Here is a 20,868-nt window from a genome sequence, read left to right as displayed (position 1 = left end):
ATGTCCGGGGTAAAAGCTGTTTTGACCCTTGCATCATAATAATACTTATAAAGAGATTTGCAAAGTCATTTAAGTATTATATTTATTATATCGACTTTAAAGGTGAAAAAATATAATGGTTCATTTTCTTGTTTTTTGACTGAACTGTAATAAAAAATAAAAAAAGTTTCAAAATACTCTTGACAAGATTTTGTATGCGTGCTATCTTACTTTATAGATGTTAGCACTCCACTACAAAGAGTGCTAACAGAGAAGCAGAAGGGAGTGGTTAAGTGGAGTTAGATGATAGGAAGTTAAAGATACTTCAAACGATTATCAGGACTTATCTTGAAACCGGAGAGCCGGTAGGTTCAAGAACGATTTCAAAAGATACTGACCTCAATCTAAGTTCAGCGACTATTCGTAATGAAATGTCTGATCTTGAGGAGATGGGATATATCATCCAGCCTCATACATCGGCAGGCAGGGTTCCTTCTGATAAAGGTTATCGTCTTTATGTAGATACGATGCTCGATGACAAGACGAGTGAGGTTATGAACCTTAAGGATGAGCTGGAACAGAAAGCAGGAAAGATAGATGTATTGCTTAAGCAGGTTGCAAAGCTGCTCGCAAACAATACAAATTATGCGACACTTGTTTCAGGGCCGAGATATGAGTCAAAGAAAGTTAAGTTTATACAGCTCACACAGGTTGATGCCGACAGCATACTTGCTGTTATAGTTCTTGACAACAATGTAGTTAAAAATGAGATGGTGCGAGTTGAGGGTGATATAGACCAGGAAATGATGGTAAAGTTAAATTTTATATTAAATACCACATTGAACGGACTTGATGTTACCGAGATGAACCTGGCCATCATCAGAAAGATAAAAGAACAGGTCGGCAGTCACACGGAGGTCATTGATTCAGTCTTGGAGGTTATCGGAAAGGCACTTACGGAAGATGATGATCTGGAGATATATACAAGTGGAGCAACAAATATTTTGAAATATCCTGAGCTCTCGGATAAGGCGAGTGCAACGGAGTTACTCAATGCGTTTGAGGAAAAAAATATTATAGGTGATTGGCTTGATACGGCAGAGTCGGAATCAGGAGAAAACGGTCAGGGCAAGAGTAAGCCGGGCGACACTCATGATATTCAGGTTTACATTGGAAATGAGACAAAAGTAGATACCATGAAAGATTGTTCGGTTGTAACGGCAACATACAAGATTCACGAAGGTGTATATGGAAAGATTGGTATCGTCGGACCAAAGCGAATGGATTATGATAAGGTTGTAAGTACATTACAGTCGCTTATGTCTGAGCTTGATGATATATTCAAAAAAAAGCAAAAATAGAGAGGTGGCAGGGAATTGGTAGCAGAGAATAAAGATATAGAAAAAGATATTGATATTGAAGAAGTAAAAGAAGATAATACCGCAGATGAAGCTGTTGAGGAAGAAAAAGCAGCGGAGGATGCAAAAGATAAAAAAGATGAGGCTTCAAAGGAAGCAGCTCCAAAGAAAGAAAAGAAATTCGGCAAGAAAAAGGATAAAGCGGTTGAAAAGCTTGAGGAGAAAGTTAAAGAGCTTGAAGACATGAGGGTGAGACAGCTTGCTGAGTTTGAAAACTTCCGCAAACGTTCTGAAAAAGAAAAGAGTCAGATGTTTGAAGTCGGAGCAAAGAGCGTTATCGAAAAGATTCTTCCGGTTATTGACAATTTTGAGAGAGGATTACAGGGAGTACCTGAGGAAGAAAAAGACGCACCGTTTGTCAAAGGTGTTGAGATGGTTTATAAACAGATGCTCACAGCTTTCGATGAGATGGGAGTTAAACCTATAGATGCAGTTGGAAAAGAATTTGATCCAAATCTTCACAATGCTGTTATGGCTGTCGATGATGATTCATTGGAGAGCGGAACAGTTGCAGAGGAAATGCAGAAAGGCTATATGTATAAAGAAAGTGTCGTAAGACACAGTATGGTAAAAGTAGTTAATTAGTTTTATCAGTTATTTTTCTAATAAATAATATATGAAATAAAGAGATTATGATATAGGAGGCAATCATTATGAGTAAGATTATTGGTATTGACTTAGGAACAACAAACTCTTGTGTAGCAGTTATGGAAGGTGGAAAACCTGTAGTAGTTGCAAATACAGAGGGAGCAAGAACAACACCTTCTGTTGTAGCATTCACAAAGACAGGAGAAAGACTTGTAGGTGAGCCTGCAAAGCGTCAGGCAGTTACAAATGCTGACAAGACTATATCTTCTATCAAGAGACATATGGGTTCAGATTATAAAGTAACTATAGATGATAAGAAATATTCTCCACAGGAGATTTCAGCAATGGTTCTCCAGAAATTAAAAGGAGATGCTGAGAGTTATCTCGGTGAGAAAGTAACAGAAGCAGTTATCACTGTTCCGGCATATTTCAACGATGCACAGCGTCAGGCCACAAAGGATGCAGGTAAGATTGCTGGTCTTGATGTAAAGAGAATCATCAACGAGCCAACGGCAGCCGCACTTGCTTATGGTCTTGACAATGAAAAAGAGCAGAAGATTATGGTTTACGATTTAGGTGGTGGTACATTTGATGTATCTATCATTGAGATTGGTGACGGCGTTATCGAAGTATTAGCTACATCTGGTAACAACCATCTTGGTGGTGATGACTTCGACCAGAAAATTACAGACTACATGATTCAGGAATTTAAGAATAAAGAGGGCATCGATCTTTCAACAGATAAAATGGCACTCCAGAGATTGAAAGAAGCTGCTGAGAAAGCAAAGAAAGAACTTTCATCAGCTACAACAACAAATATCAATCTCCCATTCATCACAGCAACAGCAGAAGGACCAAAGCACTTTGACATGGATCTTTCAAGAGCAAAGTTTGATGAACTTACACATGACCTTGTAGAAGCTACTGCTACTCCGGTTCAGAATGCACTTAACGATGCAGGAATTACAGCTTCAGAGCTTGGAAAAGTATTACTTGTAGGTGGTTCTACTCGTATTCCTGCCGTACAGGATAAGGTTAAACAGCTTACAGGACATGAGCCTAGCAAATCACTTAACCCTGATGAGTGTGTAGCTATCGGAGCATCAGTACAGGGTGGTAAGCTTGCAGGAGATGCAGGTGCAGGAGACATCCTTCTTCTTGATGTAACACCACTTTCACTTTCAATCGAGACAATGGGTGGAGTTGCTACAAGACTTATCGAGAGAAACACAACAATCCCTACAAAGAAGAGCCAGATATTCTCTACTGCCGCTGATAACCAGAGTGCAGTTGATATCAATGTACTTCAGGGTGAGAGACAGTTCGCTAAAGACAATAAGTCACTTGGACAGTTCAGACTTGATGGTATTCCACCTGCAAGAAGAGGTGTTCCACAGATTGAAGTTACATTCGATATTGATGCAAACGGTATCGTAAATGTTTCAGCAAAAGACCTTGGTACAGGAAAAGAGCAGCATATCACTATCACAGCAGGTTCAAATATGTCTGATGAAGATATTGATAAGGCTGTTAAGGAGGCAGCACAGTTTGAGGCTGAGGATAAGAAGCGTAAAGATGGAATCGATGCAAGAAACGAAGCAGACAGCATGGTATTCCAGACACAGAAAGCTCTTGACGAAGCAGGAGACAAGGTAGATGCTGCTGAGAAAGAAAAAGTTCAGGCAGATATTGATGCACTTAAGGCTGTTGTTGAGAAAACAAATCCTGAGTCAATGACTGACAGTGAGATTGATGAGCTTAAGGCAGGAAAAGAAAAACTTATGGAAAGTGCACAGGGTGTATTCCAGAAGATGTATGAGCAGGCTCAGGCACAGGGTGCAGCAGGTGCAGGTCCTGACATGGGAGCTGCCGGAGCAGGAACGGCAAATGACAGCAATGCCGGAGCTGATGATGTAGTAGACGGAGATTACCGCGAGGTATAAATAGACAAAATGCTAAAAGCATTTTGTCATTAGAAGAATGGTCTTTGACCATTCTTCATTTGAACAGCATGGCTGTTCTTCCCACATTAAATATAAGATTTTTAGGCTGCTGCCTCCCACGGTGGCGGCCTTATGGTTGTTTTTGTGATTTTATTTTTGGATTGTGTGCTTTGGCACGGAAACGAGGAGTTTTATGGCAGAGAAAAGAGATTATTATGAGGTCTTGGGTGTCAGTAAGGGGGCGTCTGATTCCGAGATTAAATCAGCATATAGAAAGCTGGCTAAGAAATATCATCCGGATATGAATCCGGGGGATAAAGAAGCCGAAGCTAAGTTTAAAGAAGCATCTGAGGCATATGCAGTTCTTAGTGATGCAGATAAGAGAAGACAGTATGACCAGTTCGGTCATGCAGCATTTGATGGCGGTGCCGGTGGTGCAGGTGGCTTTGACTTTGGCGGCATGGATATGGGTGACATATTCGGTGATATTTTTGGAGATTTCTTTGGCGGCGGCCGTTCAAGAGGTCAGAGCAATGGTCCTATGAAAGGTCAGAACATCCGTACATCAGTAAGGATTACATTTGAAGAGGCTTGTTTTGGTGTTGACAAGGAAATTGATGTTACATTGAAAGAAGAGTGTGCAACCTGTCACGGAACAGGTGCTAAGCCGGGAACATCACCGGAAACCTGTAAGAAGTGTGGTGGTAAAGGTCAGGTCGTATTTACACAGCAGTCTTTGTTTGGTGTTGTGAGAAATGTGCAGGCTTGTCCTGACTGTCACGGAACAGGAAAGATAATAAAAGAGCGTTGTTCAGACTGCAGCGGTTCAGGATATATAAGTAAGAGAAAGAAAATTTCGGTTTCAATTCCTGCCGGTATCGATAACGGTCAGTGTGTTAGAATACGCGATAAGGGTGAGCCGGGTGTGAACGGCGGTCAGAGAGGTGACCTTTTAGTTGAGGTTGTTGTCTCAAGACATCCTATCTTCCAGAGACAGGATAGAGATATATTCTCGACTGCACCTATCACATTTGCACAGGCAGCACTCGGTGGTGATGTACGCATAAAGACTGTTGACGGCGAGGTTATTTATACCGTTAAACCGGGAACTCAGACAAACACAAGGGTACGCCTTAGAAATAAAGGTGTTCCATCGCTCAGAAACAAGCAGGTGCGTGGTGACCACTATGTAACGCTTGTAGTTGAAGTGCCTACAAAGATGAACTCAGAACAGAAAGAGCTTCTTGAAGCATTTGACAAAGCGATGTATGGTGAGAAAAATGAAGATGAAACACCATCCGATGAAAAGAAGCACGGTAAAAAAGGAATGTTTGGGAAAAAAAAGAAATAAAAATATAATGAAATAAATATTAAATTAAATAAAAATATAATGAAATAAAAAAGAGCAAAACCAGCATTTTGCTCCTGATGCCACACTACTTTACGAGCATTTTCCTATACTTAAAAAAGACTGTCCGGGTAAAACTTAATATCAGAGCTAAAGTTTTACCCGGACAGTCTTTTGCACTACCAGTCTTCTATACCGGCGAATGCATCAACAGTCGGTATGGAAGGATTTGGTTCATTATCAGGGACATCGTCAAAAGACTCAAATTCTTTTACTGAAATATCTTCAGGTTCAGGTTTGTCATCGAGAAGTGTCTGCACCTGTTTTTGTGAAATGCCCTCAGGCATATCATCCTCATTATCAGAAATATCTTCTACGGTTGGTGTGACAGAGGTATTTGCCTCAATGTCTGCGAGAAGTGTTTTTATTTCGCCATCGTGGTTGTCCACCTCGAAAGAATCCTCTTTGTTATCGCACATATAGTATTTTATAATGTGTCCGCTATACATAGCAATATTTTGTTCACCACACAAATCTGCATTGCGTTTGTATGGAAGCTGATCGTACATGGTAATCTGATAATCTAAATGTACATCATATTTAGATGACAGAATTTCTGACATATGTAAATTATTCATAAAATCCCCCGTTTCTCAAATCATATTAATTAAAGTATATCGTATTTTAATAAAAGTAGCAATATGTTTTTGGGAGTGTTGACAGTATCATTGTAACAGTTCAGCCATAAAAAATAATTGACGATACTTGAGCTTGCTCATTGTATTGTTGATTATCTTTTTATGGCTGAACTGTTATGTATCATTTGACTTTTTGTAAGTCTATGTTATAATTACCTTTGACTTGCCTTTTGACAGACAAATGACACATTAAATATATAAGATAAAGTAATTGTCTTAAAAGGCAGATTGTAACCGTAAACATATATTTATCAAATATGGAGCAGCATTAAATATGAAGATTAAAAATCATTTAAAGAATTTTCTCAAGTATAAATACCTTCTGTACGAACTTGTGAAAAAGAATATTAAATTAAAATACAGAAGATCATATCTTGGTATTTTATGGACACTTATTGAACCACTCCTTACCATGATAGTTCTTACACTTGTGTTTGGTACATTGTTTGGAAAAGATGATCCGACATATCCGGTATATATATTGTGTGGACGACTTTTGTATTCATTTTTCTCATCAGCTACAAAGGCAGGACTAAAGGCAGTAAGTGGAAATGCCGCCATGATAAAGAAAGTATATGTACCTAAGTATATATATGTTGTAGCTGCGATTGTATCGAACTTTGTTATATTTTTAATATCGCTCATTGTACTTGTAGGAGTAGGTGCAGTTCTTAAAGTAGAGCCTACATGGCATATTATAGAGGGACTTGTGCCATTAGTTATATTGTTTGTTATGACTCTCGGAATAGGTCTTATCCTTGCTACATTAAATGTATTTTTCAGGGATATTGAGTATATATGGACTGTAGTAAGTATGCTTATCATGTATGCATCGGCTATATTCTATACGACAGAGAGAGTTATAAATACGGGAAACGGATGGGTGTTTAATATTAATCCGTTGTATATGTGTATAGCAAATTTCCGTAATGCCGTTTTGTATGGAAAACCAATGGACATGAGCTATTGTATCCATTCTGCGATATTTGCAATTGTAAGTGTCATAGTCGGTTCGGTATTATTTTACAAGAAACAGGATAAATTTATATTGTATGTATAATTCAGGAGGTTGCTGTGAAAAAAGATGTTGCAGTCAGCGTAAAAGATGTTGGAATGCGTTTCAATCTTAATCAGGAACGAGTTGACAACTTAAAAGAATATGTTATAAAATTTTTAAAAAGAGATTTAAAATATAGTGAGTTCTGGGCACTCAAAGACATAAATTTTGAGATAAAAAAGGGTCAGAGACTCGGAGTTTTAGGTCTTAACGGTTCAGGCAAAAGTACACTTCTTAAAGTGGTGTCAGGAGTTTTAAAACCATCAGCAGGAAGCATAACAACGAGAGGTGTTATAGCTCCGCTTCTTGAACTTGGTGCAGGATTTAGTCCGGAGTACACTGGAAGGGAAAATATTTATCTCTACGGTTCAGTGCTCGGTTATACAAAAGAATTTCTTGATGAAAAGTTTGACGAGATAGTTGATTTTTCAGAACTTGGAGAATTTATAGAAGTTCCTATAAAAAACTATTCTTCAGGAATGAAATCCCGTCTTGGTTTTTCGATAGCTACAATTGTAGAGCCTGATATTCTTATACTTGACGAAGTTTTGTCGGTAGGTGATAAGAAATTCAGAACTAAAAGTGAAAAAAAGATAATGAGTATGTTTGACAACGGAGTTACCGTACTTTTTGTATCTCATTCACTTGAACAGGTAAAAAGACTTTGTGACAGGGCGATAATACTTGACAGTGGAAGGCTTGTTGCATCAGGTCCGGTTGACAAAGTTGCAAGGATATATAAAAATATGACAGAATAGTAGTCGGTTCATAAGATAAGATGGCATATAAAGGGGATGTTTTAATGCATTATAATTTGAAGAAAGCGTTCACATATATATTTCAGTATTTGATGATGCCTGTATTGTTGGAAATAATAATAGAGTCATTGAGCAGAAAGTCATTGATTTCAGGAATAGGATATATGTTTTCAAGTCCTGTGTTATTTTCGTTTAATGCTCTCATAATAATGCTGACATTATCAGTTGCACTTTTTTTCAAAAGGGAGATTTTTGTTTTTATAACAGTGGCAGTCGTATGGCTTTGTTTTGGAGTTGCAAATTTTGTGATACTCCACTTCAGGGTCACACCATTTTCTGCAGTTGATTTTACAATGATAAATACAGCAATAAGTGTGTCAGGTCATTATCTCACGGTTTTAAATGTGCTTATGATGGTGGTTGCAGCCGGTGTGCTGGGCTTTGCAATGGTGTCACTTTATAGAAGAGCACCAAAACATCATAAGAGAAATCATAAACACATAGTGGTTTCAGTTATGGCAGTTGCATCAATTTCGCTTGCACTCGTATTTATGAAAAGTTCAAGCGGTTCTGTACAGGCTCTTGCTACAAACTATACAAATATATCTGAAGCATATGAAAATTACGGCTTCGTTTACTGCTTTACAAACAGTATTATAGATACCGGTATATCAGAGCCTGATGATTACAGCGAGAAGTCAGTTAAGAAAATTGTGAATAAACTTGATGACAGCTCAAAAAATCAGTCAAAGTCAAAAAATAGTGATGATAAGCCAAATATTATAATGATACAGTTAGAGTCATTTTTTGATGTGGATTATATGAAAAATTTAAAGTTTTCTAAAGATCCGTTACCGGTATTCCACAAACTTTGTAAAAATTATTCCAGTGGACTGTTAAAAGTGCCTACGGTTGGTGCAGGTACAGTTAATACTGAGTTTGAAGTGCTTACCGGTATGCGTCAGAGAGACTTTGGGGTATGTGAGTATCCGTATAAGACAGTTCTTAAGAGCACGACTTCTGAGAGCGTATGCAATGATCTTGCTTCGATAGGATATAAATCGCATTGTGTTCACAATAACAATGCTACATTCTATGGAAGAAATACTGTTTTTAAGAATCTTGGATTTGACACATTTACTTCAATGGAATATATGAACGGTCTTAAGGAAAATCTAAACGGCTGGGTAAATGACGATGTGATGGTACCGCAGATAATTAAGACACTTGATTCTACACAGGGTTCAGACTTTACATTTGGAATTACGGTTCAGAGTCATGGTAAATATGATGTTGATATTGAAGGTGAACAGCCGATAAAAGTTACCGGTGCAAAAGAAGGTATGGAAAACCAATACACTTATTATGTAAATCAGATTGCACAGGTTGACAATATGATTGGAAATCTCATAAACAGACTACGGAAGAGAAACGAGAAGACTATTCTCGTTCTTTATGGAGATCATCTTCCAAGCCTTGATATATCAGCAGATGAACTCAAAAATTCTGATTTGTATCAGACGCAGTATGTTATTTGGGATAATTTTGGTCTTAAAAAGTTAGATAAGGATATGGCTGCATATCAGTTGTATTCATATGTTCTCGGAAAGGCGGGGATACATGAGGGGCTTATAACAAGATACCATCAGCAGATGGATTGGAACAGCAATTCTTATCTTTCGGACTTAAAGACTCTTGAATATGACTGGTTCTATGGAGAAAAATATGCCTATAACGGTCAGAATGAGTTTGTGCAGTCAAATCTTCAGATGGGAACTTATCCTGTTACGCTTGAAGATGTAAGGAAAAATAAAAAGGGTTACTTTGTCAAGGGAAAGGGTTTTACAGATTATACAAAGATATACTTTAACGGAAAGAGCCTTGAAGGATATAAGATAGATGCAGCTCATTATCAGATTACAGATGAGATTGATTATGATGCTGATGAGGGATATATGTCGCTGCAATATGCGAAAGAAAATGGTATCGTGGATGAAGACATACCAAACGCATTTATCGCAAAAGTTGAAGATAAGGACAATGTTTGTCTTAGTGCAGGAAAACCGCTTCTTTGGAATTTTACTACATTATATCTGGACTAAGCGGACGGAAAGTAAGTAATGTTTCTGAAGCAGAGATTTTTCAATGAAAATGCTTAGAGGTGAATTATATAAAAAGACATGACAATCTTTTTTAGATGTCATGTCTTTTTTGTATGCATTGACTTTTGAAATCTAATTCTGTGATTACTGCACCTTTTATTTGATATTATCGCTCATACACGGCTGTGATGTAAAGATAATAATTAAATTTCTGAAAATGGACCTGTTTTGACAAAATACGCATAAGAAATAGTGTAGTATGATTTTAACATCACATGAACACGGGGGTTAAGATTTTGTGTACTCTTTTTATGCTGATTTTTATTGGATTTTAAACTTTGTAATGAACCAGTTTCTGGTGTGGCTTGTGGCATTTATACGCAGAAAGGAATATACACCGTTTCGATGGGCGGTGGCTTGTGCCGTGGTGGCACTTATCTCAGTTATACATAAAATAAGTGTTTTAGAGCAGAGAAGTGTTGTTCCGGATGGTGCATATTGCGTGTTTTGCGTGTTGATGCTGATAGGGTTATCCTATAAATATAAGAGCAATAAAAAGAGAAGTGTACTGACGGAGATTCTCACGGATATGGTTATATTGATGTTTGGTGTGAGTATTACCGCCGGATGTATTTTGTTCATGCAGGAGCATATGGGCGATATGAAAAGTGCAGATGTTAAAAAGGCGTTTATCTTTAATATCATTTCATTTGCGATATTGTATGCATTATTTTTTGTGATGCGTAATATTATTAAGAATGAAGCTGAAAAGTGTGAGACTATAATGTGTGCCACGCTTATACATGGCAGTGTAAAAAAAAATATTAATGTATTGTATGACACGGGAAATAATCTTTTCAGTCCATACACAAATGAACCCGTAAACATAATATCAAAAGAGACAGTCGTTCAAATGGGAGTGAGGGATAAGCAGAAACCGATTCTGATACCTTATAATTCAATAGGTGGCAGCGGACTGCTTGAAACATACAGGTTTGAAAAACTGGTATTTATGGATGGCAGTATTATGATGAACTTTTTAGGAGCAGTTAGTGAAAGAATTGATAAAACCGGTGATGTTCAGATGATATTAAACTGTTCCAATAAAAAAATAAAAAGGCATGGTACAACAGGTGGGCATTAATGCTTTAATATAGATTGTACCTGTGCAAAAAGGAGGACAAAAATGGTAAAAGTGTCAATACCAAACAGATTTCAATTCAGGATGATGCCGGAGATAAGAGGATTTATATTCCCCAAAAGGGGCGGAGAAATCCATTATATAGGAGGGGCAGAGATACTTCCGGCTCCGCTTACGATAGAGGAAGAAGAACAGGTTATGAAAAAACTCGGAGGTGATGAGGATAAGGAGGCGAGGAGCAATCTTATCGAACATAATCTCAGACTCGTAGTGTATATTGCAAAAAAATTTGATAATACCGGGGTCGGAGTTGAAGATCTCATCTCAATAGGAACGATAGGACTTATAAAAGCGATAAACACCTTTAATCCGCTTAAAAACATAAAGCTTGCTACATATGCGTCAAGATGCATAGAAAATGAGATACTTATGTATCTGCGGCGTAATAATAAGCTTAAACTTGAGGTTTCTATCGATGAACCGTTAAATGTTGACTGGGATGGAAACGAACTTCTCTTATCGGATATTCTTGGCACTGATGAAAATGTTATTTCAAAAGACATGGAGGATGAAGTTGACAAAAAACTGCTTAGAATGGCATTGTCAAAGTTAAACAAAAGGGAAAGAACGATTATTGAGTTAAGATTTGGGATAAATTCTGCTGATGGGGAAGAAAAAACGCAGAAAGAAGTGGCAGACATGATGGGGATTTCCCAGTCATATATTTCAAGACTTGAGAAAAAAATAATCAGACGCCTGAAAAAAGAAATAGTAAGAATGGAATAGAATCGTCTGATTTGGTAAATCCTACTTTGTATAAGCTTAATTTCAAAATATCCGGAGGTTATGATGGCTGTATATAAAGTAGAGATATGTGGTGTAAATACATCAAAATTACCATTGCTTACCGAAGAAGAGAAAAAGGAGCTTTTTGTTAAGATACGAAAGGGCGATAGAGAAGCCAGGGAAAAATTTATAAAGGGGAATCTGAGACTTGTTTTAAGTATAATCCAGAGGTTTGGTGCCGCCGGAGAAAACAGTGATGACTTGTTTCAGATAGGCTGTGTAGGTCTTATGAAAGCTATTGACCACTTTGATGTGACAATGAATGTAAAATTCAGTACCTATGCTGTTCCGATGATAATTGGGGAAATACGCAGGTATTTAAGGGACAATAACAGCATAAGGGTGAGCAGGTCGGTGAGAGATCTTGCGTATAAAGCCATATATGCAAAAGAAGCACTTATGAAGCAGAGCGAAAAAGAACCGGGGATAGAGCAGATAGCAAAAATGCTTGAAACAACGCCCGAAGATGTGGCATTTGCACTGGATGCCATACAGAGTCCCGTGTCACTTTATGAACCCGTGTTTGCCGAGGGCGGAGATACACTATATATCATGGATCAGATAAGTGATAAAAAGAATCTTGAGGAGGACTGGGTGGAGAAAATGTCGATAAAAGCAGCGATAGATCACCTGTCTGAAAGAGAGAACCGTATAATTAAGATGAGATATTATGAGGGGAAGACACAGATGGAAGTTGCAAATGAAATATGTATTTCACAGGCACAGGTCAGTCGTCTCGAAAAAAGAGCACTTAAGGTTATGAAACAATATCTTTGATTATTATGGGGGCTTTATGCGAATTTGTGAGCTTAGGGAGAAGGAAGTAGTAAATGTGTGTGACGGGGAGCGTCTTGGGAATATCTGCGATGTGGATTTTGAGGAGCGTACAGGCAGAATCTGCTCGCTGATAATACCGGGACCATGTAAGGTGTTTGGCATTATAGGGCGTGACAGTGAATATATAATTCCATATGAGTGTGTAAAGAGGATTGGTGCGGATGTTGTATTGGTTGAGGTCGAAGCATCAAAATGTCTTCACAAATGTGAATGGTAACAATTTATATAATGGACAATTTAGATTTCTTCTATTATAATATATTGAGCATGGGCAAAAGCCACAGGTCGATATATATTTGGCCGGGGAGCATGATATTAAAAACAGACTAAAAATATTTTGAATATAATATATATTTGATGGAGGAAACAGCGATGAAGTGTCCATTTTGCGGAGAAGCAGATACAAAAGTTATAGATTCCAGGCCGGCAGATGAAAATACATCTATAAGGAGAAGGAGACAGTGTGATAAGTGCAATAAAAGATTTACTACATATGAAAAGGTAGAGTCGATACCTCTTGTTGTCATAAAAAAAGACCAGACAAGAGAGCCTTATGACCGTGCAAAGATAGAAAGAGGAGTGTTCAGGTCATGTCACAAGCTGCCTATATCGGTTGACGATATGAATCTGTTAGTGGATAAGGTGGAGACGGAGATATTCAACAAAGAGATAAATGAAGTACCAAGCAGCCTTATAGGAGAACTTGTAATGGAGGGGCTTGAAAAACTCAATGCGGTTGCATATGTCAGGTTTGCATCCATATACAGAGAATTTAAAGATGTAGATACATTTATGGAAGAGCTGAAAAAAATTCTTGATAAATAAAATTACAGCTTGTAAATATCAGAGTGTTCTGATAATATAACATTATGATTTACGGGTAGATTTGCTGTGCATGGAGGTAGACTATGTATAGTGAATCATTTAGTGCCGCCATATTTGGAATAGACGGCTGTGTAGTACATATTGAGACAGATATATCAGAAGGACTTCCGGGTCTTGTTCTGGTAGGTTATCTGTCGTCAGAAGTAAAAGAAGCAAGAGAGAGGGTAAGGATTGCATTAAAAAACAGCGGATACAGATTTCCGCCTAAAAAAATAACGATAAATCTCTCTCCTGCTGATGTGAGAAAAGACGGGACATCATTTGACCTGTCTATTGCTGTTGCAATATTGGCGGCATTTGGTTATATAGACAAAGAAATCTTAAAACAAATTCTATTTATCGGTGAGTTAGGTCTTGATGGAAATATCAAATCAGTTAATGGCGTACTTCCCAGAGTTTATACAGCATATGAAAACGGATTTAAGTATTGTATCGTGCCTTTTGACAATGTTTGTGAGGCAGGTATCATAGATGATGTAGGAATCATAGGTGTAAAAAATATTAAAGAGATGGTTGAGATATTGAATTCGGAGGATATTGCCGGGTACATATCCGACACAAAACACAAGATGCCGTTTAAAGTAGAAGACGATGAACATGACTTATCTGACATAAGGGGTCAGGAGGGGGCAAAAAGAGCGGTAGAGGTTGCTGTTTCAGGTATGCACAATATTGCACTCATTGGCGCTCCGGGCACGGGAAAGACAATGCTTGCACAGTGCATACCTGGTATTATGCCAAAACTTACATTTTCAGAGAGAATGGAAATATCAAAAGTATATAGCGTTGCCGGTCTTTTAAACAAGGAAAATCCGGTTGTGCAAAAAAGACCATTCAGGTCTCCGCATCACACTGTTACTCAGACGGCACTTGCAGGAGGCGGCAGGTATCCAAAGCCGGGGGAGGTGAGCCTTGCGTCGGGAGGTGTGCTTTTTCTTGATGAGCTGCCGGAGTTTCAAAGACAGGTGCTTGAGGTGATGAGACAGCCTTTAGAGGATGGGTATGTAAATGTTTCAAGATTGGAGGGAAGCTACCGCTATCCTGCAAAGTTTCAGCTTACGGCTGCGTTAAATCCATGTAAGTGCGGATATTACCCCGACAGGAAAAAATGCACTTGTTCGCAGGGACAGATAAAAAATTATCTCGGCAGGATAAGTAAACCATTGCTTGACAGGATAGATATTTTTACTGAAACGATAATATTAAAATATGGAGAAATAAGCAACAGTGACAAAGGTGAGAATTCATATGATGTCAGAAAGAGGATAGAAAAAGTTCACCATATTCAAAAAGAACGCTATAAAAATGACGGGATATTGTTTAATTCAGAACTAAGTGCAGGCATGATAAAAAGATATTGTGTCATGGATAATGAGGCAAAGGAATATCTTGAAAATATATTTGAGAACATGGAGTTTAGTGCGAGGGCATATCACAAGGTCCTAAAGACTGCGAGGACAATAGCAGATATGGACGAAAGCGGGGAAATAAAAAGAAAACATATTTCAGAGGCAGTATGTTACCGTACCGCAGATAAGAAGTATTGGGGGGTGACTATGTGAAAACAGGTGAAGATATTTTGTATCCGTTCTGGCTTAGCTGTATTCAGGGAGTCGGGACAAAAACCAGAGAAAGACTAATAAATTATTTCGGGAGTGAAAAAGCTGTTTTTCAAGCGGATAGTGAGAAGCTGTATGAAGTAAACGGTATAAGGAAAGATGTGATACAAAAACTTATTGACAGCAGGAATATCGAAAATATAAGCAAAAAATGGCAGAAAATGTGTGATGCAGGGACAAATTTTACATATATCGGAGCAGAGGATTATCCTGAAAAGTTAAAAAATATATATGACCCTCCGTATAGTCTTTTTTACAGGGGGGAACTTCCGGACAATAATAAACCGGCAGTAGCAGTTGTCGGAGCAAGAAATGCAACATACGAGGGAAGATGTATAGCGGAAAAATTTGGGCGTGAACTTGCAAAGTACGGTGTGCAGGTGATAAGCGGACTTGCAAGGGGAGTTGATATAAAAAGCCAGACGGGGGCAATGTCAGTTGTAAGAGGAAGAACATTTGCTGTTCTTGGATGTGGGATAGATATATGTTATCCGAGGCAGCATATAAATGAATATATAATGATGCAGACAAGGGGAGGTGTAATCTCAGAGTATGCACCCGGTGTAAGTCCGGTGGCAGGAAACTTTCCGAGAAGAAACAGGATAATAAGCGGACTGTCTGATGGAATACTTGTTGTGCAGGCGGGAAAAAAGAGTGGTTCGCTCATTACGGCAGAGCTTGGATTAGAACATGGAAAGGACATATTTGTGGTACCCGGGAGTATAAATGACAGCTTTTATTATGGGAGTAATGAACTGATAAAAAACGGAGCCTGTTTAGTCACAAACGGCAGAGATATTTTAGATGCACTTGGCATATTTTATAGTGAAGATATTGAGATTAAAAATAAAAAAAATAATCTTTTGCTTGAAACCACTGAAAAAATAGTGTATGCTAGTTTAAGTTTGGAGCCGGCACATGTATCAGAAGTTGCATCTGAAACGGGACTTGGCATCCCTGATGTGATGGACTGCCTTTTATCTCTTGAGATGAAGGGGCTTATTGACACGGTCGGAAACAATTATTATGCAATAAAGATATGAGATCTTGCAAGCCTGGGTGAAAGGAAGGAAACAGTATGGCAAAGAATCTGGTAATTGTTGAGTCGCCATCAAAAGCTACGACTATTAAAAAATTTTTGGGAAGTACCTATGAAGTGATAGCTTCAAATGGTCATGTAAGGGATTTGCCCAAAAGCCAGCTTGGAATTGATATTGAGAATGATTTTGAACCTAAATATATTACGATAAGGGGAAAGGGCGAGCTTCTTGCAAAACTTAGAAAAGAAGTTAAGAAAGCTGATAAAGTTTATCTTGCAACTGACCCGGATCGTGAAGGAGAAGCTATATCGTGGCATTTGTCAAAGGCACTTAAACTTGATGACAAAAATGCAAAGCGTATTACATTCAATGAGATAACAAAAAATGCTGTTAAGCAGTCCATAAAACAGGCAAGAAAGATAGATATGGATCTTGTTGATGCACAGCAGGCAAGGCGAGTGCTAGACAGAATGGTTGGTTATCAGATTAGTCCGGTGCTCTGGGCAAAGGTAAAAAGAGGACTTAGTGCAGGCAGGGTTCAGTCTGTTGCTTTAAGGATAATAGCAGACAGAGAAGAGCAGATAAATGCCTTTATCGCAAAAGAGTATTGGACATTGTCAGGGGAGTTTAAGATTGACGGAGAGAAGAAACCTCTTGCGGCAGATTTCTATGGAACTTTAAAAGAAAAGATGACCATTGAATCAAAAGAGCAGGCAGAAAAGATAATAGAAGAAATAAAAAAATCTAAGTTTGAAATTTCAGATATTAAAACTTCCGGAAGGACAAAAAAAAGCCCGTTACCTTTTACTACAAGTACATTGCAGCAGGAGGCAGCAAAGACACTTAATTTTGCGACACAGAAGACGATGAGGGTAGCACAGGGACTTTATGAGGGTACTGCCATAAAAGGAAGAGGAACTATAGGTCTTATCACCTATCTGCGTACAGATTCTACGAGAATATCAGATGAAGCAAAACAGAGTGCTGCTGATTTTATCAGAGAAAGTTATGGCGGGGAGTATCTTAACCAGAACGAAAAAGCCGGAAAGAGTCAAAAAAAGATACAGGATGCACATGAGGCGATAAGACCGACATATGTTGATCTTACACCGGCACAGGTTAAAGACTCTTTATCAAGAGATCAGTTCAGATTGTATCAGCTTATATGGAAACGTTTTGTGGCAAGCCAGATGTCAGATGCTAAATATGAGACAAAATCAGTAAAGATAGATTCGGACAAATACAGATTTACATCTGCATCTTCAAAAGTTGTGTTTGCGGGGTATCTTACTGTATATCAGACAGATGAGGATAAAATAGATAAAAAGGCTCTTTCTAAGAAGATTGAAAAGGGAATGGAGCTTGGTCTTGAAGAGGTTGACAAAAAGCAGCACTTTACCCAGCCACCGGCACACTTTACGGAGGCATCACTTGTTAAAACGCTGGAAGAACTTGGTATAGGCAGACCAAGTACCTATGCACCTACGATTTCAACGATAATAAACAGACATTATGTTGCAAAAGAACAAAAGAATCTTTATATTACAGAGCTTGGTGAGGTTGTAAATAATATTATGAAAAAATCCTTTGCCAGTATCGTGGATGTAAATTTTACAGCATATATGGAAGGGCTTTTGGACAGAGTTGAGGATGGTTCAGTAAAATGGAAGACGGTTGTCAGAAACTTTTATCCGGATTTGCATGAGGCAGTAGAACAGGCACAAAAGGAACTTGAACAGGTAAAGATCGAGGATGAGGTTACGGATGTTATCTGTGAGGAATGTGGAAGAAATATGGTCGTCAAATATGGACCTCATGGAAAATTCCTTGCGTGTCCGGGATTTCCAGACTGCAGGAATACAAAACCTTATTATGAAAAAATCGGAGTTATGTGTCCTAAGTGTGGTGATGATATTGTAATAAAGAAAACCAAAAAAGGAAGAAGATACTATGGCTGCATCAACAATCCTGAATGTGACTTTATGTCATGGCAGAAACCATCAGAAAAGAAATGTCCAAAATGTGGCGGAGCAATGGTTGAAAAAGGAAATAAAATTGTGTGCATGGATGAACAATGTGGTTATGTAGAGGCTAAGGAAAAGAAATAAAATGAGTTTGGAGTTACTGGATAAGACTAGAAAGATAAATAAACTTTTGACTGAACAGGAATCAGATAAAATTGATTTCAGACAGTTTTGCAATGTGTTGTCAAATGAGCTTAATGTCAATGTACTGCTCACGAGTAAAAAAGGAAAGGTACTTGGATTAAAGGAATGTCAGGGCATCGAGGAATTTCCGAAAATAAAAGATATAGGATATGGAGACTATATAGACAGTGCCATAAGAGACAGATTTATGAATATCTTATCCACAAAGGAAAATGTAAATCTGTTGACTATTGGGTTAGAATGCGATAATATATTAGAGTATCGGGCAATGATAGCACCGGTATGTATGTCAGGCAAAAGGCTGGGTACCTTGTTTGTCTATCGTAAAAATAATGATTTCTCAATAGATGATATAATACTGACAGAATATGGTGCTACAGTTATAGGACTTGCGATGCAGAGAGCGGAAAGTGAAGAAAATTCTGAGGAGCATCACAAGGAGCATGATATATATGCTGCGATAAAAACATTGTCAAAACTTGAAGCACATGCGATGATGTATGTGTTGGCAGAGCTTGGCGAAGAAAAAAAGGGGATACTTATTACAAGCAGGCTTGCTGATAAGGTTGGTATAACCAGATCTGTTATAGTAAATGCTTTGAAAAAGTGTGAGAGTGCAGGTATAATTGAAACTAAATCATCGGGTATGAAAGGAACTACAATACATATTGTAAATGATTTGCTGTGCGAAGATATAATTGCACGGAATATATAAATATTATGCCATGCTGTGCTTAATCATTTTAAGTGCTGCATGGTTTTTTTACATAAAATGACTTACTTAACAAAAAATGTAACAGTTCAGCCTTGCATTTCTTACATTCATAAACCTGCCAGCGAGCTGTCAGTCGCTGCTTTGCAGCTTATGTTTACTCATTTCAGAAATGAAAGGCTATTCTACCATAAAAAGGTACTTAACAATACAATGAACAAGCTCATTGTATTGCCAATTATCTTTTTATGGCTGAACTGTTACTAAAAAATAAATAAATTTTGCTTAAATACTTGTAATTTGTCGTAATTTCTTTATAATTGAATATGTATTCTTATACATAGATAATGAATTAAATATAATTCATTGTGATGATAGATAAATTATGTAGAGATAAAATGATATAAAATGAAAGGAGTGCGGGTATGATTTCATCAGGGGCTTATAATTACATAAATGTTCTGGAAAAAGCAAGTGATGCAAGCTGGACGAGAAATTCAGTAATATCAAACAATATTGCAAATGTAGATACGCCGGGATATAAGAGAAAAGACATAAGATTTGAGGAATATCTTCAGGGTGCTGTCAGTGGTGGTTCATCATTAGATGACAATATAGCCGATGCTGATCTGGACAGTCTTACCGGAACTACATATACAGACTATGCGTCTTCAAGTTACCGCATAGATGGAAATAATGTAGATATTGATACAGAAAATGCAGAACTTGCAAAAAATCAGATTAAATATTACACAATGTTGGATTCTATCAGTCAGGAATTTAAAAGGATACAGAGTGTATTTAAGACGAGCTGATAGTGTATGGATTGAAACAGGAGGAAAAGTATGAGTGTTTTTTCAGCAATGGATATAAGTGCCACGGGTATGACGGCACAGCGGACAAGACTTGATCTTATTTCAGAAAATATTGCAAATGTAAATACTACAAGAACAGCAGACGGAGATGTCTACAAAAGAAAAGCAGTTGTTTTTGAAGAAAAAAATTATGTATCTTTTGATGATGCTCTTATAAATGCGACAGGCACACTTGGAAAAGGTGTAAAGATAACAAAGATATATGAGGATAATGAGACAGAATGTCGAATGGTTTATGATCCTTCAAATCCGGATGCGGATGAAAAAGGATATGTTACATATCCAAATGTAAATACAGTTACTGAAATGACTAACATGATAGATGCGAGCAGATCTTACGAGGCTAATGTTACGGCGTTTAATGCTTCAAAAAATATGCAGCTCAAGGCATTAGATATAGGCAAATCATCATGATAAAATCAGTAATGTTAATATGTGAGATAAAAGCACATGTTGATGTGCGATTGGATTGGAGGATTTTATAAATGAGTTTAACGGCATTATCAGGTGTTAATTATGATAATTTTACGACACCGGCGATATCATCTTCTCTTTCAGATGGAAGTGATTCGCTTATTATAAATTCAGATGATAACAAGAGTGCGTTTTCTACATTGTTTGATTCGGCTGTAAAAATGGTAAATGAGACAAATGACTATAGTAATGCAGCAGAAGAAGAAGAAATAAAATATGCATTAGGAGAGTCCGATAGTATTCATGATCTGCAGATAGCCCAGCAAAAAGCAAATGTTTCGTTACAATATACGGTTGCTGTAAGAAACGCTTTTGTTCAGGGATACAAAGAATTGATGAATTTACAATTCTAAAATAAGCCGAAAGGAATTAGGAGAACT

The 20,868-nt window shown here is 37.7% G+C and carries 20 protein-coding genes; 19 read left to right on the top strand and 1 reads right to left on the bottom strand.

Annotation, left to right across the window (positions count from 1 at the left end):
* Positions 1-272 precede the first annotated feature (272 nt).
* The 4 genes from hrcA to dnaJ all read left to right on the top strand — a co-directional run bounded on the left by hrcA (position 273) and on the right by dnaJ (position 5,279).
* Positions 273-1,340, top strand: coding sequence for a heat-inducible transcriptional repressor HrcA (gene hrcA, locus DWZ63_RS02815; RefSeq protein ID WP_055942600.1), 1,068 nt, complete (start codon positions 273-275; stop codon positions 1,338-1,340).
* A gap of 15 nt (positions 1,341-1,355) precedes the next feature.
* Positions 1,356-1,982: a nucleotide exchange factor GrpE gene (grpE, locus tag DWZ63_RS02810; protein ID WP_118498616.1), complete on the top strand. Its 627-nt coding sequence runs from the start codon at positions 1,356-1,358 to the stop codon at positions 1,980-1,982.
* A 68-nt stretch (positions 1,983-2,050) separates the two neighbouring features.
* Entirely contained in the window at positions 2,051-3,928 is a 1,878-nt protein-coding gene (dnaK, locus tag DWZ63_RS02805) for a molecular chaperone DnaK (RefSeq protein WP_055942598.1), read from the top strand.
* Between the two features lie 193 nt (positions 3,929-4,121).
* The gene (gene dnaJ / locus DWZ63_RS02800; protein ID WP_118498614.1) at positions 4,122-5,279 is read left to right on the top strand and encodes a molecular chaperone DnaJ; all 1,158 of its coding nucleotides are present in this window, start codon (positions 4,122-4,124) and stop codon (positions 5,277-5,279) included.
* Positions 5,280-5,455: 176 nt separating this feature from the next.
* On the opposite strand, the gene DWZ63_RS02795 is transcribed toward dnaJ, so the two are convergent.
* Positions 5,456-5,914 carry a hypothetical protein gene (locus tag DWZ63_RS02795; protein WP_055942593.1) on the bottom strand — a complete coding sequence of 153 codons (459 nt, stop codon included), beginning with the start codon at positions 5,912-5,914 and terminating at the stop codon, positions 5,456-5,458.
* Between the two features lie 334 nt (positions 5,915-6,248).
* Here DWZ63_RS02795 and DWZ63_RS02790 point away from each other — a divergent pair, with 334 nt between their 5' ends.
* The 15 genes from DWZ63_RS02790 (at position 6,249) to fliE (ending at position 20,841) form a co-directional block, all read left to right on the top strand.
* Entirely contained in the window at positions 6,249-7,034 is a 786-nt protein-coding gene (locus tag DWZ63_RS02790; RefSeq protein WP_055942590.1) for an ABC transporter permease, read from the top strand.
* A gap of 14 nt (positions 7,035-7,048) precedes the next feature.
* Positions 7,049-7,789 carry an ABC transporter ATP-binding protein gene (locus DWZ63_RS02785; protein WP_243020464.1) on the top strand — a complete coding sequence of 247 codons (741 nt, stop codon included), beginning with the start codon at positions 7,049-7,051 and terminating at the stop codon, positions 7,787-7,789.
* A 44-nt stretch (positions 7,790-7,833) separates the two neighbouring features.
* Entirely contained in the window at positions 7,834-9,891 is a 2,058-nt protein-coding gene (locus tag DWZ63_RS02780; RefSeq protein WP_182431427.1) for an LTA synthase family protein, read from the top strand.
* 298 nt (positions 9,892-10,189) lie between these two features.
* Complete coding sequence (locus DWZ63_RS02775) at positions 10,190-11,035, top strand: sigma-E processing peptidase SpoIIGA (RefSeq protein ID WP_055942584.1); 846 nt, start codon at positions 10,190-10,192, stop codon at positions 11,033-11,035.
* Between the two features lie 42 nt (positions 11,036-11,077).
* Positions 11,078-11,818: an RNA polymerase sporulation sigma factor SigE gene (sigE, locus tag DWZ63_RS02770; protein WP_055942581.1), complete on the top strand. Its 741-nt coding sequence runs from the start codon at positions 11,078-11,080 to the stop codon at positions 11,816-11,818.
* 63 nt (positions 11,819-11,881) lie between these two features.
* The gene (gene sigG / locus DWZ63_RS02765) at positions 11,882-12,655 is read left to right on the top strand and encodes an RNA polymerase sporulation sigma factor SigG (RefSeq protein WP_022013307.1); all 774 of its coding nucleotides are present in this window, start codon (positions 11,882-11,884) and stop codon (positions 12,653-12,655) included.
* 16 nt (positions 12,656-12,671) lie between these two features.
* Positions 12,672-12,932: a YlmC/YmxH family sporulation protein gene (locus DWZ63_RS02760; protein WP_022013308.1), complete on the top strand. Its 261-nt coding sequence runs from the start codon at positions 12,672-12,674 to the stop codon at positions 12,930-12,932.
* A gap of 155 nt (positions 12,933-13,087) precedes the next feature.
* Positions 13,088-13,540 (top strand): transcriptional regulator NrdR, encoded by a 453-nt coding sequence (nrdR, locus tag DWZ63_RS02755; protein ID WP_022013309.1) that lies wholly within the window; start codon positions 13,088-13,090, stop codon positions 13,538-13,540.
* A gap of 83 nt (positions 13,541-13,623) precedes the next feature.
* Complete coding sequence (locus tag DWZ63_RS02750; RefSeq protein WP_055942578.1) at positions 13,624-15,162, top strand: YifB family Mg chelatase-like AAA ATPase; 1,539 nt, start codon at positions 13,624-13,626, stop codon at positions 15,160-15,162.
* A complete protein-coding gene (dprA, locus tag DWZ63_RS02745; RefSeq protein ID WP_055942577.1) occupies positions 15,159-16,262 on the top strand; it encodes a DNA-processing protein DprA in 1,104 nt (367 codons plus the stop codon). Before DWZ63_RS02750 ends, dprA begins: the two co-directional genes overlap by 4 nt.
* A 35-nt stretch (positions 16,263-16,297) precedes the next feature.
* The gene (gene topA, locus DWZ63_RS02740) at positions 16,298-18,367 is read left to right on the top strand and encodes a type I DNA topoisomerase (protein ID WP_022013312.1); all 2,070 of its coding nucleotides are present in this window, start codon (positions 16,298-16,300) and stop codon (positions 18,365-18,367) included.
* A gap of 1 nt (position 18,368) precedes the next feature.
* Complete coding sequence (locus tag DWZ63_RS02735) at positions 18,369-19,142, top strand: transcriptional regulator (RefSeq protein WP_055942573.1); 774 nt, start codon at positions 18,369-18,371, stop codon at positions 19,140-19,142.
* A 422-nt stretch (positions 19,143-19,564) separates the two neighbouring features.
* Positions 19,565-19,954, top strand: a complete 390-nt coding sequence (gene flgB, locus DWZ63_RS02730) for a flagellar basal body rod protein FlgB (protein WP_055942570.1) — start codon at positions 19,565-19,567, stop codon at positions 19,952-19,954.
* A 30-nt stretch (positions 19,955-19,984) separates the two neighbouring features.
* Positions 19,985-20,428, top strand: coding sequence for a flagellar basal body rod protein FlgC (gene flgC / locus DWZ63_RS02725; protein ID WP_022014274.1), 444 nt, complete (start codon positions 19,985-19,987; stop codon positions 20,426-20,428).
* A gap of 71 nt (positions 20,429-20,499) precedes the next feature.
* On the top strand, positions 20,500-20,841 hold the full coding sequence (fliE, locus tag DWZ63_RS02720) for a flagellar hook-basal body complex protein FliE (protein ID WP_055942567.1): 342 nt from the start codon (positions 20,500-20,502) through the stop codon (positions 20,839-20,841).
* The last annotated feature ends 27 nt before the right edge of the window (positions 20,842-20,868 follow it).

The sequence above is a fragment of the Clostridium sp. AF34-13 genome, assembly GCF_003477845.1.
Lineage (GTDB): Bacteria > Bacillota > Clostridia > Lachnospirales > Lachnospiraceae > Butyribacter > Butyribacter intestini.
Note: the sequence above shows the minus strand (reverse complement) of the source record. Positions and strands in the feature narration are given on the sequence as shown.

Bases quoted from the DNA above. Each gene is read 5' to 3' on its own strand.
- DWZ63_RS02780 (WP_182431427.1), top strand. From the start codon at position 7,834: ATGCATTATAATTTGAAGAAAGCGTTCACATATATATTTCAGTATTTG.
- DWZ63_RS02790 (WP_055942590.1), top strand. From the start codon at position 6,249: ATGAAGATTAAAAATCATTTAAAGAATTTTCTCAAGTATAAATACCTT.
- DWZ63_RS02795 (WP_055942593.1), bottom strand. From the start codon at position 5,914: ATGAATAATTTACATATGTCAGAAATTCTGTCATCTAAATATGATGTA.
- flgC (WP_022014274.1), top strand. From the start codon at position 19,985: ATGAGTGTTTTTTCAGCAATGGATATAAGTGCCACGGGTATGACGGCA.
- sigE (WP_055942581.1), top strand. From the start codon at position 11,078: ATGGTAAAAGTGTCAATACCAAACAGATTTCAATTCAGGATGATGCCG.
- DWZ63_RS02750 (WP_055942578.1), top strand. From the start codon at position 13,624: ATGTATAGTGAATCATTTAGTGCCGCCATATTTGGAATAGACGGCTGT.
- DWZ63_RS02735 (WP_055942573.1), top strand. From the start codon at position 18,369: ATGAGTTTGGAGTTACTGGATAAGACTAGAAAGATAAATAAACTTTTG.
- flgB (WP_055942570.1), top strand. From the start codon at position 19,565: ATGATTTCATCAGGGGCTTATAATTACATAAATGTTCTGGAAAAAGCA.
- DWZ63_RS02760 (WP_022013308.1), top strand. From the start codon at position 12,672: ATGCGAATTTGTGAGCTTAGGGAGAAGGAAGTAGTAAATGTGTGTGAC.
- fliE (WP_055942567.1), top strand. From the start codon at position 20,500: ATGAGTTTAACGGCATTATCAGGTGTTAATTATGATAATTTTACGACA.
- dnaK (WP_055942598.1), top strand. From the start codon at position 2,051: ATGAGTAAGATTATTGGTATTGACTTAGGAACAACAAACTCTTGTGTA.
- topA (WP_022013312.1), top strand. From the start codon at position 16,298: ATGGCAAAGAATCTGGTAATTGTTGAGTCGCCATCAAAAGCTACGACT.
- nrdR (WP_022013309.1), top strand. From the start codon at position 13,088: ATGAAGTGTCCATTTTGCGGAGAAGCAGATACAAAAGTTATAGATTCC.
- sigG (WP_022013307.1), top strand. From the start codon at position 11,882: ATGGCTGTATATAAAGTAGAGATATGTGGTGTAAATACATCAAAATTA.
- dnaJ (WP_118498614.1), top strand. From the start codon at position 4,122: ATGGCAGAGAAAAGAGATTATTATGAGGTCTTGGGTGTCAGTAAGGGG.